Raw genomic sequence first — 15,971 nt, 5'->3', positions numbered from 1 at the left:
GATTTCAGAGGCTTCTGAGAATCCGCCTCTAGCGTCCGCTTTCATGAGAAAGGTAGACCTGGCCGCGCCGCTGCTCCCCGCCGACCTGCTGGCCGCCCGCGACCCGATCACGGTGGTCGTCGACGACCGGACACGAGCGACCATGGAGGTGGCGCGCCGCTACTTCGACAAGGTCAAGGGCGAGGACCGGGCGGTGTACGGCGCCACGACCGGCTTCGGTGCCCTGGTCAACTACGCGGGCCGGCCGGACGCGCGCGACCAGGCCGACAACACCCTGGCCCACCTCGGCGCCGGTCAGGGCCCCGACCTCGACCCGGCGGTCGTCCGGGCCACCCTGCTGGTGCGCGCGTGGTCGCTGGCCCAGGGCGCGTCCGGCGCCTCCCCGCACGTGGTCGACGCGCTGGCCGCCATGCTCGCCACCACGTTCACCCCGGCCGTGCCGCGCTTCGGCTCGGTCGGCGCCAGCGGGGACCTGATCCCGCTCGGCGCGGCCGCCCAGGCCCTGCGCGGCCGCGGGCACGCCTACCTGGACGGCCGGCGGCTCCCGGCCGCCACCGCGCTGAGCAGCGCCGGCCTCGAGCCGCTGCCGCTCGACGGCCGCGACGCCCTCGCCCTGGTCAACGGGACCTCGCTGACCACGGCCGCGCTGGCGCTGGCGCTGGACAGCGTCCGCCGCTCGCACCGCTCCGCCCTGCTGATGACCTGCCTCCTGGCCGACCTCCTCGGTTGCGATCCCCAGTTCCTCGACTCCCGTCTGATCGCCCGATTCAACCACCGGGGTACGACACAAGTGGCCGCCCGGATGCGACATTTCGCCACGACGATCGAACCGACCGGAACCAGGCCACTCCAGGAGCCGTACAGCATCCGATGTGCTCCGCAGCTGCTCGGGGCGGCCGAGGACGCGTTGGCCCACGTGGACCGGACGGTCGCAGCGGACCTCGGCGGCGTCTCCGACAACCCGCTGCTCTTCCCGGACGACGACGCGGTGGTCCACGGCGGCAACTTCTTCGGCCAGCCCGCCGCCTTCGCCGCCGATCTGCTCGCCATCGTGCTGGCCCAGATCGGCAACCTGGTCGAACGCCAGCTCGACCTGCTCGTCGACCCGCACCGCAACGGCGGCCTGCCGCCCATGCTCGCCGCCGGCCCCGGCCAGCAGCACGGTCTGCAGGGCGCCCAGCTCGCCTCGACCGCGCTGATCGCCGAGATCCGCCGCGACGCTGTCCCGGCCAGCATGCAGAGCCTGCCCACGAATCTGCACAATCAGGACGTCGTCCCGTTCGGCACCCAGGCCGCCCTGCGCGCCCTCGACCAGGCCGCACTCCTGCGCCTGATCTGCGGTTCGCTGGCGCTCGGCCTGCGCCAGGCCGCCCACTGCGGCGCCCGGCGGCCCACCGCGTCCGGGACCAGGGCGCTGCTCGAACGCCTCGAGGAGCAGATCGCACCCATCGATCCGGACCGTCCTCTCGAGGACGACGTGCGGAAATGCGCCGAGATCGTCGAACAAACTGAAATTTCTCTGATTTCCGGTTCCTAGCGTCCCTGTACGTGACGCTCGATTACCTGATCATCGGCGCCGGCCCCGCCGGCCTGCAGCTGGCCGCCCACCTGGAACGCGACGGTCACGACTACCTCGTGCTCGAGGCCGGGGAGGGTGCGGGCACGTTCTTCCGCACCTATCCCCGGCACCGGACGCTCATCTCCATCAACAAACCGCGCACGGGCAGCGACGACCCCGAGCTCAACCTGCGCCTGGACTGGAACTCGATTCTGAGCGACGACCCGGCCCTGCGCTTCACGAGCTACACCGACCGCTACTTTCCCGGCGCCGACCTCATGGTGCAGTATCTCGCCGACTACGCGGCCAAGACCGGGGTCAATGTCCGCTATCACAGCCGGGTCGAGAGCGTCGCCAAGGAAAACGGCGAGTTCCAGGTCAAGACCACGACCGAGACGTACGCGGCCAAGCGCGTCATCGTCACGACGGGGGTCAGCCGGATCCACCGCCCCGACATCCCCGGCTTCGACCTGGCCGAGACCTACGACACCATGCCGGTCGACCCGCAGGACTTTCTCGACCAGCGGGTGCTCATCATCGGCAAGGGCAATTCCGCCTTCGAGACCGCCGACAATCTCATCGAGACGACCACCCTCATCCACGTGGCCGGCCCGAGCGAGGTCAAGCTCGCCTGGCGCACCCATTACGTGGGCCATCTGCGGGCGGTCAACAACAACTTCCTCGACACCTATCAGCTGAAGTCGGCCAACGCGATCCTCGACGGCGTCATCCGCCGCATCGAGCGCGACGGCGACGAGTACAAGGTGACCTTCGCTTTCTCCCGGGCCGACGAGGTCATCAAGGAGCTGCGCTACGACCGGGTGCTGGCCTGCACGGGATTCGCCTTCGACGCGTCGCCCTTCACCGGCGAGGCCCGGCCGAACCTCGTCATCAACGACCGGTTCCCGGAGCAGACCTCCGCCTGGGAATCGGTCAACGTTCCCGGCCTCTATTTCGCCGGGACCCTGTCGCAGCAACGCGATTTCAAGAAGTCGACGAGCGGCTTCATCCACGGTTTCCGTTATTCGGTGCGGTCGCTCTATCAGATCCTCCAGCAGCGGTACGAGGACACGCCGTGGCCGGCTTCCTCGCTGGGGAGCACGCCCGCAGCCATCACCGCCGCGGTCATCGAACGGGTCAACCGGTCCTCCGCCCTGTGGCAGCAGTTCGGCTTCCTGGCCGACATAGTCACCGTCGGCGACGACGCGGCGAAGTACCACGAGGAGGTGCCGGTCGGCTACTTCAAGGACGGCGGCATCGGCGCCGGCCCGGCCTTCGTGGTCACCCTCGAGTACGGCCCCGACCACGACAAGGTAGACCCGTTCGACATCACGGTGAGCCGGATCGCCCAGGACACTCCGGGCCGGGCCCACGACGCCGCGTACCTCCACCCGGTCGTGCGCTTTTACCGCGACGGCGAACTCGCGGGCGAGCACCACCTGGCCGAGAACCTGGAGAACCGCTGGGACCGGCCCGACGTCCACGTCGCCCCGCTGGCCGAGTTCGTCGAGCGCAGCCTGAGGGGCTGACGTGCGCGAGAAGGCACGGGCCGCCCTCGAGCCGGCCCGCTGGGACTTCTTCGCCGGCGGGGCGGGCGAGGAGCGCACCCTGCGGGCCAACGAGGAGGCGTACGACCGGCGCCGGATCCGCCCCCGCGTCCTGCGGGCCGTCGGCGAGCGGGAACTGAGCACCACCGTGCTCGGCACCGCGATGAGCATGCCGGTGCTGATCGCGCCGACCGCCTTCCACCGCCTCGCCCACCCGTCGGGCGAGGCCGGAACGGCGAGCGCCGCCCAGCGGACCGGCACGGTGATGGTGGTCAGCATGGCCGCGACCCAGCCGATCGAGGAGATCGCGGCGACCGGGGCGGCCCTCTGGTTCCAGATGTATCCCCAGCCCGACGCGGCGTTCCAGCGGCACGTCGTGGCCCGGGCCGAGGCCGCCGGCTGCCGGGCGCTCGTGGTGACCGTGGATTCGCCGGTCTTCGGCCGCCGCGAGCGCGACCTGCGCAACGGCTTCACCGACCTGCCGCCCGGCTTCGCCTGCGAGAACATGCGCGACGCGACCGGCCGGATCCGGGACATCACCATGGACCCGGCCCTGGGCTGGGACCACATCGACCGGCTGCGCGCGAGCACCACCCTGCCGATCGTCCTCAAGGGCGTCCTGCATCCGGCCGACGCCCGCGAGGCCGTCGCCCACGGCGTCGACGGTCTCATCGTCTCCAACCACGGCGGCCGTCAGCTCGACGGGGCGATCGCGACGATCGACGCGCTACCGGCCGTGGCCGGGGCCGTCGACGGCCGGATCCCGGTGCTGGTCGACGGCGGCATCCGCCGCAGCACGGACGTTCTCGTCGCGCTGGCTCTCGGCGCGGACGCCGTCCTGCTCGGCCGTCCGGTGGTGTGGGGTCTCGCGGCGGGCGGACCGGAGGGCGTACGGCAGGTCCTCGAAACCCTCCGCACGGAGCTGGACCACGACCTGGCCCTGGCCGGCGCGAAGCGCCCGGGCGACCTCACCGCGGACCTCGTCGCATGAACGCGGTCGTCCGGCTCCGCGAATGGATCTTCACCCGGGTCAACGGCGCCGAGGGGATCCCGATCCCCGGGCCGCTGGTCGGGGCCGAGCACTTCGAGCGCGTCTACGCCGACCCGGCGGCCGACGGGCGCAGCCGGGGCGCCGGGCTGTCCGACCTGTTCTGGTACTGGCTCGCGCCCGGCCCGCAGATGCACCAGGAGCACCTCGAGCCGGGCGAACGCTACAAGACCGTGTCCCGGACGACCCGGCGGGTGCTGGCGATCCCGCACGCGGAGGCCGACGCCCGGGTGACCGCGGCCGCCCGGCGCGTCCTGAGCGAGCTGCCCGCCGACCGCACCAGCTTCGTACGGCTGCGCGACCTGATGATGCCGATCTGGGCCGAGGTCCACTACGAGCTGGTCTTCGGCGAACCCTGCCCGCCCGAGGCCCGCGACCTCATCGTGGCCAACGCCGACGACGTCGTCAGCGCGCTCAAGGGCACCCGGCTGCGGCACATGGCGCGGCGGGATCGGCTCACCCGGTATCTGCTGCGGCGCATCGAGAACGGCACGTGCCCCGTCGCGCTGCCGGCGCCGTTCACCGCGCAGGAGACCGCCTGGTATCTGCAGGGTGCGTTCTTCAACACCGCGGTCGTGCAGATGTCCGAGGCGATGGCGCACATCCTGCTCTGCGCGGCCGCCTACCCGGCCGTCGCGACGCAAGTGGACGACGACGACGCGCTGGACCGGCTCATCGACGAGACGCTGCGGGTCCACCCGCTCTTCGGCATCGCCCACCGCATCACGTCGGCCCCGATCGTCGTCGACTCCCGGGTGACGCTGCCGGCGGGCTCGGTGCTGCTGTTCAACTACCTCGCCTTCCAGCGCACGGGACCCGCCGCCGACGACGCGTTCGACCCCGAGCGCTGGCTGACTGTCACGCGCAAAGAGGCGCACTTCATCCCGTACGGAATCACGCACAACCGGGCCTGCCCGGCCCGGGGCGTCGCGCCGGTCATGCTGCGCGCGGCGACCCGCGAGGTGCTGCGCAGATACGCGCTGGCGTCCAGCGCCCGGCACACGCGGTCGCTGCCCAGTCGCGGACCGGCCTTCCTGACCCCGGCCGGGCGGCCCGGACCGGGGCGGGCCCGGCTGCGGGCGATGCAAGTGGCCGACCGCTGGCAGGACGCGGGCCGCTCGGTGCTCCAACTGGTCCTCGGCACCTGGATGGTGCTCGACGCACGCCGCCAGAAGCTCTGCGCCCGTTATTTCGAGGAGGTAAGGCAGTGACGCCCACCGAACTGGCCCCACGGTTCTTCATCGCCGTCGCGGTCATCCTGCTCTTCTGCCGCCTGGTCTCCTGGCTGCTCGGCAAGGGCGGCCAGCCACCCGTGGTCAGCGAGATGCTCGCCGGTGTGCTGCTCGGCCCGTCCCTGCTCGGCCTGCTGCTGCCCGGCGTGCAGGACGCGCTCTTCCCACCCGCCCTCTACCCCGTGCTCTACGTGGTCGGCCAGGTCGGCCTGGTGCTCTTCATGTTCCAGGCCGGGTACGCGTTCACGAGCCACCGTGTCACCGGGCTCGTCGGCACCTCCGGGGCGATCTCCCTGGCCGGCGTCACCGTTCCCCTGGTGCTCGGCGCCGCGCTGGTCGTGGTCACCGCCCACGCCGTGCCGATGCGGCCCGACGGCGTGTCGATCGGCGTCTCCGCCGCGTTCGTCGGCGTGGCCCTGGCCATCACGGCCTTCCCGATGCTGGCCCGCATCATCACCGAGCGCGGCCAGGCCGGCACCCGGCACGGCTCGCTGGCGCTGGCCAGCGGCGCCATCGACGACATGATCGCGTGGATCCTGCTCGCCGTCGTGCTGGCCTTCGCCTCGGGTGAGGCCGGCCCGGCCTTCGTCACGGCGGGCGGCGCGGTCCTGTTCGGCCTCGCGCTCTGGCTGGGCGGGCGCCGGGTGACCGGGGCGCTGATGACCTCGCCCCGGCTCGACGACCGCGGCCGGTTGCTCGGCACGGTGGCCCTGCTGTTCGTCGTCGCCTGGTACACCGACGAGATCGGTCTGTACGCGGTCTTCGGGGCGTTCGCGATCGGCGTGGTGATGCCGCGGGCCGAGCAGACCGACAGGGTGGTCGACACCCTGACCCCGGTCGCCTCGGCCGTCTTCCTGCCGCTGTTCTTCACCTTCTCCGGCCTGCGCACCGAGTTCGGCCTGTTGAGCGACCCCAAGGTGCTGCTGTTCGCGCTGGCCTGCATCGCCGTCGCCATCGCCGGGAAGTTCGGCGCCTGCTGGGCCGCGGCCCGGCTGCGGGGCGAGCCGAACGGGGTGGCGCTGCGGATCGGCTCGCTGATGAACGCCCGCGGGCTCATGCAGCTGATCGCCTTGAACGTCGGGCTCGAGGCCGGGATCGTCAACTCCTCGTTGTTCACCGTGCTCGTGCTGGTAGCGCTCGTGACGACGCTGATGACGACGCCGATGCTGAGCTGGATCGAGCGGCGGGAGCGCCGCCGGGCCCCCGCAGCGCAGGTGCCCGAGTTCGCGGCGTGATTCGCCGCGGGAAAAGTTGTAATTGCAACTTTCGGCTATGCAAGGACTCAGGGGATATGTCATGGTCGATCAGTGCAGAGCGGACGATCACACCGGGTCCTGCTCGTCGAGGACGACGCTGAGCTGAGCGAGATGCTCATCGATGTCTTGCGCGAGGACGGCTACGAGGTCGACGGGGCCCCGGACGGGCAGCGCGGGCTGCATCTGGGGCTCACCCGGCCGTACGACGTGATGGTCATCGATCGTCTGTTGCCCGCGCTGGACGGGCTCGACCTGCTCGCGCGGCTGCGGGCGCGGGCAGTGCCGGCCCGCGCGCTGATGCTGACGGCGCTCGGCACCGTGACCGATCGCATCGCCGGGCTGGACGCGGGCGCCGACGACTACCTGGCCAAGCCGTTCGACCTGGACGAGCTCAGCGCCCGGCTGCGGGCCCTGTGCCGACGCACCCCCGAACCGGCCGACGTGCTCCGCATCGACGGCGGCGGCCTGATCGACCTGGCCCTGCGCGACGTGGTCCTGCCCGACGGCGGGCGGGTCGCCCTCTCCGCCCGCGAGTTCGAGCTGCTGCGGGTGCTGGCGGCCCGGCCGCACAACGTGCACTCCCGCTCCCAGCTGCGCAGCCGCGTCTTCGACGAGGCGGCCGCGGCGTCCATCGTGGACACCTATGTGTATTACCTGCGCCGCAAACTCGGCCGGGCCGTGGTGCGCACGGTCCACGGCCTCGGCTACCGCCTGGGCACACTGTGACCCGCCGGCGAAGCGAGTGCGGACGACCGGGGCACGCTGTGACCCGCCGCCAGAGCGAGTGCGGCCGACCGGGGCACCCTGTGACGCGCCGGCCAAGCGGCCGCGGACGACCGGGGCACACGGTGAACCGCCCGCAAACGGGCGCTGGACGACGGGTCGAGCGATGACAGGCTCGGAGCGGGCTCTCGTGCGCCGTGCGAGGCTGCGCATGGGGCTATTCGTCGGGCTTGCGGTCGGGATCCTGCTCACGCTGGTCGGCGGGGTAGCCTACGCGACGCTGGTGGCCAACCAGGAGCGGCAGATCCAGCGCGAGCTGGCCTGGGGCGCCGAGCACGGCACGGTCAACGGCCCGGTCGGATGCAACTGGATCATCACGTTCGTGGACGGCCGGATCAGCGCCGGGCCGGTCGCTCCCCCGCCCGGCTTCCCGCAGCGGGCCGCCCTCGACCGGGTCGCCGCCGGCGGCGAGCAGGAGATCACGACGGTCGCCCGCAACGGCACGACCTACCACGTACGCACGGAGGCCACCGCCCGCGGCGTCGTGCAGGTCGTGTTCGACGCCCGCTACCAGCTGGCCGACCGGCGGCACCTGCTGTGGGCGTTCGCCGTGGCCGCCCTGGTCGGGCTGCTGGCGGCGACGGCCACCGGCGCCGTCGTGGCCCAGCGTTCGGTCGCCCCGCTGGCCGAGGCGCTGTCGCGGCAGCGCCGCTTCGTGGCCGACGCCAGCCACGAGCTGCGCACGCCGATCGCGCAGGTGCACACCCGGGCCCAGCTGCTGGCCCGCCGCACCGGCAAGGCCGAGCGCCGCGACCTGGAACGGCTGATCGGCACCACCCGCCAGCTCGGCGAGATCGTCGACGAACTCCTGCTGTCGGCCCAGCTCGCCGCCGACCCGCAGCACCGCCCGGCCGCCACCCCGGTCGACCTGACCGCGCTGGCCACGGCCGCCGTGACCGGTGAGGCCGAACGCGCCGCCGAGCGCCAGATCACGTTGACCTCCGCCACGCCGGGCGGCCCCGTCCAGGTCGCCGGCGTCGAGTCGGCCCTGCGCCGGGTGGTCTGCGAGCTGCTGGCCAACTCCCTCAAGCACACCCCGGCCGGCGGCCACATCCTGGTCACCGTGCGCGCCGACCGCGACCTGGCCGAGGTGGTGGTGGCCGACTCCGGCGACGGCTTCGACCCGGCCGACGCCGAACGCCTCTTCGACCGCTTCCACCGCGGCGCCGGCGCCGGCGACCGCCGCTTCGGCCTGGGCCTGGCCCTGCTCAAAGAGGTGGTGACCAGTCACGGCGGCAGCATCACGGCCGAGGGCCGCCCGGGCCGCGGCGCCACCTTCACGGTGCGGCTGCCGGCCCTCACCCCGGCCCACCCGCTACGCCCGTCGCGGCGGCTCTTCCCCACCCACCCGCGCCGCGACTTCGCCTGGCGCCGCTGACCCGCTCTCAGAGGTCGAGGTCGGCGACGACGGCGAAGTGGTCGGAGGGGTAGCGGCCGGCGATCGGGTGGTGGCCGGCGAGGAAGGCGCGGTGGACGGTCAGGGTGCCGGGCGTGCGGGCCAGGATGTGGTCGATGCGGCGGTCGATCTGGGCGGTTGCCTCCAGGGGCGCCTCGGGGACGGCCGTGCTGAGGGTCACCGCGTCCGGGTCGCCGCCGCCGGCCGGCCATGTGTCGGTCAAGACCGCGAGCAGGGGGGCCAGCGCGGGCGCGTCGGCGGGGGCGTTGAGGTCGCCGATCACCAGCACCGGCACGTCACTCGCGGCGGCCAGGGCGGCCACGGCCCGGGCCTGGGCCAGCTGGTCCCCGGCGTACCGGGGTTCCCACTCCAGGCAGGTGACGATGACGCGGCAACCGTCGACCACCGCGGAGAGCGCGGTGGGTGGCGGGCCGGGCCGTTGAGGATGGGGCAGCTCGTGCACGGTCACGTCGGACGGCCGTGACCGGCTGATCAGCCCGATGCCCATGGTGACGCCGGCCTGCGACGGTTCCTCGGGCGGCTGCGGTTCGGGTGGCAGCGAGGTGGGCGCGAACGCCGCGTGCATCCCGCCGAGGCGCTCGGCGAACCGGTGCGGCTGGGTGGTGCCGTCGCCGGCCCAGGTCTCGCACAGCCCGACGACATCCGGCCGCAGCGACGACAGCGTCGCCATGATGCCGGTCTCACGCTCGCGCCAGGCGCCGCCGAAGCGCCACCAGACGTTCCACGTGAGAACGCGCATCGTCTTACGATCGGCGGCGGAACCAGCCACGGTTGCGGGGGACCTGGCGCGGGATCGGGCGGGGCGCCGCGCACTCCTTGCACTGCGAGGCGAGGGTGAGCTGATCGGCCAGCAGCGCGGAGTGGGAGCGGCAGATGCGCCGCCGGCAGTCCGAGCAGCGCCGAGTCGTCACCACATTGCACTTCACGCCCGAGCCGAGGGGTAGCTCGCAACCCAGCACAATCAGTGATCTAGTCACAGGGCGCAGTCTGCCAGGCACACGAAGATCAGTCCAGAGCGCTTGCAAACCGGTCACACGCGTGCAATTGGCTTCGAGACCACCCGTAGGGTGGGCGGGTGGACGACTCCCTCGAGCTGGCCCGGCAGATGACCGTCTTCGGCGCGGTGGGCCGGGTGCTGCGCCGGGCCGTCCGGCGGGCCGCCCCGGTCGACCGGCTCTCCCTGGCCCAGGTCGAGGTGCTGCGGGCCGTCGAGGCCAACCCGGGCATCGGCACGAGGGCGGCCGCCGAGCAGCTGCAGCTGGTGCCGAACACGGTGTCGACCATCATCGGGGAGCTCGTGACGGCGGGGCTGCTCACCCGCGTACGGCACCAGGAGGACCGGCGTGTCGCCCGGCTGAACCTGACCACCCAGGGTGAGGAGCACCTGGCCGCCTGGGGTGAGACGCAGGACGCGGTGCTGGCCGCGGCCCTGGAGCGCCTGGACGAGGCCGACCGGCGGGCCGTTCGCGAGGCGCTGCCCGCGGTGCGGCGGCTGCTGTCCGTGCTGGAGCGGGACGGCGGCGCTTCTTAGGGATCTCTTAGCCCGGTTTACTTGAGCCTTCATCTAACCGGGTCATGGTGGGGCCATGACGATCACGGCCAGACCCGGCGCCGGACAACAGGCGCCACCCGTTTCCGGGCCTTCCGCGACGCCACGCTGGTGGGCCGACGCCGCCGCCGTCGTCGCCGGCACGACCCTGCTCGTGGTCACCGCGCTCTGGGTGAGCCACGGCGGCCTGCGATCCGTGGGCGAGGGCGGGCCCGGCGCGGTCTCCTCGATCGGCCGGCTCCTCGGCCTGTGGGCCTCCGACCTGCTGCTCCTGCAGGTGCTGACGATGGCCCGGATCCCGCTGGCCGAACGCGCCTTCGGCCAGGACAAACTCGCCCGCTGGCACCGCTGGTCGGGCTTCACGTCGTTCTGGATGATGGTCGCGCACATCGTGCTGATCACCGCCGGTTACGCCGGCACCGCCCGGACCAACCCGTTCGCCCAGCTCTGGACCATGGTCGGGAACTTTCCGGGAATGCTGCTGGCCGCGGCCGGCACGCTCGCCCTGATCATGGTCGTGGTGACGTCCATCCGCGCGGCGCGGCGGCGCCTGCGGTACGAGTCGTGGCATCTGCTGCACCTGTACGCGTACCTCGGGGCCGGGCTGGCCCTGCCCCATCAACTCTGGTCGGGCTCCGACTTCGTGAGCTCGAGTTGGGCCACCGCCTATTGGTGGACGCTGTGGGGAGTCGCTGCCGCAGCCGTGCTGCTCTTCCGGCTCGGCCTGCCGCTGCTGCGCAACCGCCGGCACCGCCTGGTCGTCGACCGGGTCGTCACCGAGGGGCCCGGCCTCACGTCGGTCTATCTGACCGGGCGTGAGCTGCACCGCCTGCCGGCCCGGGCCGGCCAGTTCTTCCAGTGGCGCTTCCTCGACGGGCCCGGGTGGACCCGCTCGCACCCGTTCTCCCTGTCGGCCGCGCCCGACGGCGACCGCCTGCGCATCACCGTCAAGGACTCCGGCGACGGCAGCCACCGCGTCGCCCGGCTCCGGCCCGGCACCCGCGCGCTCGTCGAAGGCCCCTACGGCAAGCTCACCGGCGAGTCCTACCGCGGTGGGCCGGTCGTCCTCCTCGCCTGCGGCATCGGGATCACCCCGCTGATCTCGCTGCTCGGCGAGCTGCCGTACGCCCCCGGCGAGGCCACGCTCGTCTATCGGGCCCGCAGCGAGGCCGAGATCGCCTTCCGGGCCGAGCTGGACCGGTTCGCGGCCCAGCGCGGCGTGACCGTGAAGTACCTGATAGGCCCGCGCGCCGCCGACGGCTCGTGGCTGCCCGCCGGCCACCGTGACACCGACGGCTCCGGGCGGCCCGCCGGGCACCGCGACGCCGACGCCCTGGGCCGTCTGGCCCCCTCCGTCGCCCGGGCCGAGGTCTACCTGTGCGGTCCCGACGCCTGGACCGAGGCCGCCCGCAGCGCCGCCCGCGCCGCCGGGGTGCCCGCCGCCCGCCTGCACACCGAACTCTTCTCCTGGTAAGGATTCCGATGCGACGAATCACCCTGTGGCTGTTCTCCACCGTTGCCGCCGTGGTTCTGCTCTTCAGCTACCGCACCAGCACGAACAGCCCCGCCACCCCGGCCGCCGCTGAGGCCCCGATCGGGGATCCCACCGCGGCCGGCAGCGCCCCGACCTCCGCCGGGACGGAAAGCGAAAGCAACGCCCCCAAGGAGTACGACGGTTCGTCCGTCCAGACGCAGTGGGGCCCGCTCCAGGTCCGCATCACCGTCGCCAACGGCAGAATCACCGAGGTCACCGCCCCGGCCTCCCCCGCCGACAACCCGGCCGACGCGGGCGTCACCGCCGGCGCCCTCCCCCAACTTCGCGAGCAGGTCCTGGCCGCGCAGAGCGCCACCATCGACGGCGTCTCCGGCGCCACCTTCACCAGCGAGGCCTACCGGCAGTCCCTGCAGGCCGCCCTGGACGCCGCGCACCTTTAGGGTCGGAGGCGATGCGGATTCTTGTTGTGGATGACGACGCGGCCGTGCGGGACTCGCTGGCCCGGACGCTGCGGTTCGAGGGCTACCAGGTCGACACGGCCGGCGACGGCAAGCAGGCGATCGACGTGGCCAAGGCGCTGGCCCCGGACGCGATGATCCTGGACGTCAGCATGCCGGTGATGGACGGCCTCGAGGCGTGCCGCAAGCTGCGGGCCGAGGGCCTGCTGCTGCCGGTGCTCATGCTGACCGCCCGGGACAGCGTCGGCGATCGGGTGGCCGGCCTGGACGCGGGCGCCGACGACTATCTGGTGAAGCCGTTCGCCCTGCAGGAGTTGCTGGCCCGGATCCGGGCGATGCTGCGGCGGTCGGCCCTGACGGCTCCCGCGGGCGACGATTCCCGTCTCGCTTTCGGCGACGTCTGGATGGACGAGGTCACCCGGGAGGTCCGGCGCGGTCAACGGCAACTGCGATTGACCCGTACGGAATTCGCCATCCTCGAGGCCTTCCTGCGGCACCCGCGGCAGGTGCTGACCCGGGCCGCGCTGTTCGAGCAGGTGTGGGGCTACGACTTCGGCGAGGGGTCGAACAGCATCCACGTCTACCTCGGTTATCTGCGCCGCAAGCTGGAGGCTGGCGGCGAGCCGCGCCTGCTGCACACCGTGCGGGGAGTCGGGTTCGTGCTCCGCGAGGACCCGTTGTGACCGACCGCCCCGGCTGGTGGCAGCGGCGGACCCTGCACACGCGGCTGTCGCTGATGGTGGCCTGCGCGGTGGCGGCCGCCGTCGTCCTGATGGGCGGGGCGGCCCTGCTGACCGTGGCCGCCCTGCAGGCCCACCAGTTGGAGGCGGCGCTCAACTCCGATGCCCGGTCCATCGCGGCCGCCCCGGACGAGTGGGCGGACATGCCCCGCGGCTACGACAAACACAAGCCGCTCGGGCCGACCTGGCAGCTGCTCGACGCGTCGGGCGCGATCGTCAGCGGCTCGGCCAAGACCCTGCCGGTGACCGCGGCCGCCAAGGAGATCGCCGCCGGGAAGCGGCCTCCCTTGCAGGAGGAGGTGATCATCGACGGGGACCACCACCAGATGCTCACCGTGCCGGTGAAGTACGGCGACGGCGCGGTGCAGGTGGCCATCGACCAGGAACGTACGCGGGATCTGCTCACCCTGCTGGCCGGGGCGCTGGCCGCGGTGTGCGTGCTCGGGATCGCCGGCGCGGCCTGGCTCGGGCGGGCGGTGGCGCGGGCCGGTCTCGCGCCGGTGGAGAAGCTCACCAAGTCCGTCGAGCAGGTCGCGGTCACCACCGATCTGACCAAGCCGGTCGAGGTCACCGGGGTCGACGAGATCGCGCGGCTCGGGCGTTCGGTCAACACCATGCTGGCGGCCATCGACTCGGCCCGGCGGGCCCAGCGCACCCTGGTCGAGGACGCCGGGCACGAGCTGCGGACCCCGCTGACGAGCATCCGGACCAATGTGGAGCTGCTCCTGGAGGTCGAGCGCCGCCCCGAGCTCGCGCACCGCCTGCCGCCCGCGGAACGGGCGTCGCTGCTCGAGGATCTCGACGCCCAGGTGCGCGAGCTGGCCACCCTGACCACCGAACTGGTCGAGCTCTCCCGGGAGGAGACCACCCGCGAGGCCGTCGAACCGGTCGAGCTGCCGGACGTGGTCACCGCCGCGGCCAACCGGGTCCGTACGCGCGCCCCCGGCCTCACCTTCACGACCGACCTGACCCCCGCCACCGTGACCGGCCGCCCCGGCGAGCTGGAACGCATGATCGTCAACATCCTGGACAACGCGGCCAAGTGGAGCCCGCCCGGCGCGACGGTGGCGACGTCGCTGAAGGCCGACGGCCCGCACTGGTGGGCGTTGACGGTGGCCGACACCGGGCCGGGCATCGCCGAGGAGGACCGGCCGCATGTGTTCGACCGGTTCTACCGGGCGCCGGCCGCCCGGTCGATGCCCGGCTCGGGCCTGGGCCTGGCCATCGTCGCCCAGACCGCGGCCCAGCACGGCGGCACGGTCAGCGCGACCGCCAACCAGCCGCACGGCACGGTGGTGACGGTGAAGCTGCCTAGGAGCGAGTGAGGTCGTCCAGCCAGTCCCGGCTGGCCCGGGCCACCCGGGCCGGCACGCCCAGCGAGTCGAGCAGATCCGCGGCCGCCGCCATCTCCTCGCGCCGGCGCACCGCGTGCACCCGGGATCCCTCGACCACGCGATCCAGGGTCGCCGCGTCGCTGCGGACGAACTCGGCACGGATGTTGTCGCTCAGCCACTCCTCGAGCCCGGCCGCCCGGGCCGCCGCCAGCGCCTCGGTCACCGCGGCGGACATGCCCTTGTAGAAGACGCTGCGCAGCAGTTTGCGGGTCGCCGCCGCCCCCACCGGCCCGTCGATGACCTGGACGTCAGCGCCGTAGGCGGACAGCACCGCCGCGACGCCGGCCGCGCCCGGGCCGCTCGCCGTCATCGGAGTCCGCAGCCCCCGCCCCGGCACCGGCGCCATCAGCGCCACATCCACGACCTCCACGGCCCCGCCCGCCACCGCGGACAGCTCTTTCTTCAATCCGGGCGCCGACGTGTTCAGGTCGGCCCACAACGTTCCCGGCCGGCACGCGGGCAGCGACTGCCGCAGCGCGTCGAGCGCCTGGCTCGCGCTGTTCACGCTCAAGACGAGCCCCACGCCCTCGCAGGCCTCGGCGTCGCTCCCCGCGGGAATCACTCCGGGAGGCGCCGCGACCAGCGGGTCGAAGCCGTGCACCGTAGCGCCCGCGGCAACCAGATCGGCCGCGATGCGACTGCCGGCCTCCCCGAGACCAAGCACCGCTATCGGAGGGAAGGCTGCCGGACCGGGCGCCGCGGTCGCCGCAGCCGGGGGGAGACTCACGCCGGGCCGCCCAGCGAGTCGATGGAGCGCAGCGCCTCGATGACGCTCGCGATGTGCTCGCGCATCGCGTTCTCGGCGCCCTTGGCGTCGCGCTGGCCGATGGCCGCGATGATGCGCTCGTGCTGCGGCAGCGAGGTTTGGGGCCGCCCCGGCAGCAGCGACAGCATGAACTGGTGGCGCACCAGCTGACCGCGCAGCGTCTCGACGATCCGGTCGGCCGTGCCGTGCCCGGCGATCCGGCGGATCAGCGCGTGCAGCCGCTGGTTGAGGTCGCTGTAGGCGCGGTACTCGCCGTCGGCCACCGCGGCCCGCATGAGCCGGCCGATCTCGCTCAGCTCGGCCGCCTGCTCGCCGGTGACCCGCTCGGCCGCGCGGGCCGCGATCAGCCCCTCGACCACCATGCGGACCTCGGTGATCTCGACGGCCTCCTCGAGGGACACCTTGCGCACGTGGGCGCCGCGGTTGCGTTCCATCTGCACCAGGCCCTCGCCGGCCAGGTCCTGCAAGGCGGCGCGCACGGTGAAGCGGCTGGCCGAGAAGCGCTCGATCAGCTGGGCCTCGACGAGCCGCTCGCCCGGCAGGTACTCGCCGCGCAGGATGGCCTCGCGCAGCCCGTCCCGCGCCTGGGCGGCGGCCGTTCCTCGGTCCTTCTCCCGGTCGGGCAACATCGTTGACGGTCCTTCGTCAGTCGGGGGCCGGTGCAGCCTATCGCATGACGGCGACAAGATTGTCAACAATCCCCGCCGAGTCTGATCGAGGACCGATCG

16 protein-coding genes are annotated in these 15,971 nt (G+C 72.8%); 12 read left to right on the top strand and 4 right to left on the bottom strand.

Features of this window, described 5'->3' with window-relative positions; all coding sequences use genetic code 11:
* Positions 1-43 precede the first annotated feature (43 nt).
* The 7 genes from AB0J66_RS03900 (at position 44) to AB0J66_RS03870 (ending at position 8,802) form a co-directional block, all read left to right on the top strand.
* Positions 44-1,537 (top strand): aromatic amino acid ammonia-lyase, encoded by a 1,494-nt coding sequence (locus AB0J66_RS03900; RefSeq protein WP_364655420.1) that lies wholly within the window; start codon positions 44-46, stop codon positions 1,535-1,537.
* 11 nt (positions 1,538-1,548) lie between these two features.
* A complete protein-coding gene (locus AB0J66_RS03895) occupies positions 1,549-3,087 on the top strand; it encodes an NAD(P)-binding domain-containing protein (protein ID WP_364655418.1) in 1,539 nt (512 codons plus the stop codon).
* 1 nt (position 3,088) lies between these two features.
* On the top strand, positions 3,089-4,096 hold the full coding sequence (locus AB0J66_RS03890) for an alpha-hydroxy acid oxidase (RefSeq protein WP_364655417.1): 1,008 nt from the start codon (positions 3,089-3,091) through the stop codon (positions 4,094-4,096).
* Positions 4,093-5,364, top strand: a complete 1,272-nt coding sequence (locus AB0J66_RS03885; protein WP_364655416.1) for a cytochrome P450 — start codon at positions 4,093-4,095, stop codon at positions 5,362-5,364. The genes AB0J66_RS03890 and AB0J66_RS03885 overlap by 4 nt, the downstream gene beginning before the upstream one ends.
* Positions 5,361-6,620, top strand: a complete 1,260-nt coding sequence (locus tag AB0J66_RS03880; RefSeq protein WP_364655415.1) for a cation:proton antiporter — start codon at positions 5,361-5,363, stop codon at positions 6,618-6,620. Before AB0J66_RS03885 ends, AB0J66_RS03880 begins: the two co-directional genes overlap by 4 nt.
* Before the next feature lie 72 nt (positions 6,621-6,692).
* Positions 6,693-7,367 (top strand): response regulator transcription factor, encoded by a 675-nt coding sequence (locus tag AB0J66_RS03875; RefSeq protein WP_364655413.1) that lies wholly within the window; start codon positions 6,693-6,695, stop codon positions 7,365-7,367.
* A 208-nt stretch (positions 7,368-7,575) separates the two neighbouring features.
* Positions 7,576-8,802, top strand: coding sequence for a HAMP domain-containing sensor histidine kinase (locus tag AB0J66_RS03870; protein ID WP_364655412.1), 1,227 nt, complete (start codon positions 7,576-7,578; stop codon positions 8,800-8,802).
* A 7-nt stretch (positions 8,803-8,809) separates the two neighbouring features.
* On the opposite strand, the gene AB0J66_RS03865 is transcribed toward AB0J66_RS03870, so the two are convergent.
* Both AB0J66_RS03865 and AB0J66_RS03860 read right to left on the bottom strand, forming a co-directional pair.
* Positions 8,810-9,580, bottom strand: a complete 771-nt coding sequence (locus tag AB0J66_RS03865) for an endonuclease/exonuclease/phosphatase family protein (RefSeq protein ID WP_364655410.1) — start codon at positions 9,578-9,580, stop codon at positions 8,810-8,812.
* 4 nt (positions 9,581-9,584) lie between these two features.
* A complete protein-coding gene (locus AB0J66_RS03860; protein WP_364655409.1) occupies positions 9,585-9,818 on the bottom strand; it encodes a hypothetical protein in 234 nt (77 codons plus the stop codon).
* A gap of 98 nt (positions 9,819-9,916) precedes the next feature.
* On the opposite strand from AB0J66_RS03860, the gene AB0J66_RS03855 reads away from it, so the two are divergent.
* From AB0J66_RS03855 to AB0J66_RS03835, 5 genes are read left to right on the top strand one after another with little or no spacing between them, the layout of a single operon-like run.
* On the top strand, positions 9,917-10,372 hold the full coding sequence (locus tag AB0J66_RS03855; RefSeq protein ID WP_364655407.1) for a MarR family transcriptional regulator: 456 nt from the start codon (positions 9,917-9,919) through the stop codon (positions 10,370-10,372).
* Positions 10,373-10,427: 55 nt separating this feature from the next.
* On the top strand, positions 10,428-11,864 hold the full coding sequence (locus AB0J66_RS03850; protein WP_364655405.1) for a ferredoxin reductase family protein: 1,437 nt from the start codon (positions 10,428-10,430) through the stop codon (positions 11,862-11,864).
* A gap of 8 nt (positions 11,865-11,872) precedes the next feature.
* On the top strand, positions 11,873-12,325 hold the full coding sequence (locus AB0J66_RS03845) for an FMN-binding protein (RefSeq protein WP_364655403.1): 453 nt from the start codon (positions 11,873-11,875) through the stop codon (positions 12,323-12,325).
* An 11-nt stretch (positions 12,326-12,336) separates the two neighbouring features.
* The gene (locus AB0J66_RS03840) at positions 12,337-13,026 is read left to right on the top strand and encodes a response regulator transcription factor (RefSeq protein ID WP_364655402.1); all 690 of its coding nucleotides are present in this window, start codon (positions 12,337-12,339) and stop codon (positions 13,024-13,026) included.
* Entirely contained in the window at positions 13,023-14,408 is a 1,386-nt protein-coding gene (locus AB0J66_RS03835; RefSeq protein ID WP_364655401.1) for a HAMP domain-containing sensor histidine kinase, read from the top strand. Before AB0J66_RS03840 ends, AB0J66_RS03835 begins: the two co-directional genes overlap by 4 nt.
* On the opposite strand, the gene AB0J66_RS03830 is transcribed toward AB0J66_RS03835, so the two are convergent.
* Positions 14,395-15,141 carry a DUF1932 domain-containing protein gene (locus AB0J66_RS03830; protein WP_364655400.1) on the bottom strand — a complete coding sequence of 249 codons (747 nt, stop codon included), beginning with the start codon at positions 15,139-15,141 and terminating at the stop codon, positions 14,395-14,397. The two genes, AB0J66_RS03835 and AB0J66_RS03830, sit on opposite strands and share 14 nt — an antisense overlap.
* A gap of 59 nt (positions 15,142-15,200) precedes the next feature.
* Positions 15,201-15,872, bottom strand: coding sequence for a GntR family transcriptional regulator (locus AB0J66_RS03825; RefSeq protein ID WP_364655399.1), 672 nt, complete (start codon positions 15,870-15,872; stop codon positions 15,201-15,203).
* Positions 15,873-15,971: the final 99 nt, after the last annotated feature.

Origin of the sequence: Actinoplanes sp. NPDC049598, assembly GCF_040675435.1 — a bacterium.
Taxonomy (GTDB): Bacteria; Actinomycetota; Actinomycetes; order Mycobacteriales; family Micromonosporaceae; genus Actinoplanes.
The sequence above is the reverse complement of the archived record's forward strand: the minus strand, read 5'-3'. Positions and strand labels throughout refer to the sequence as shown.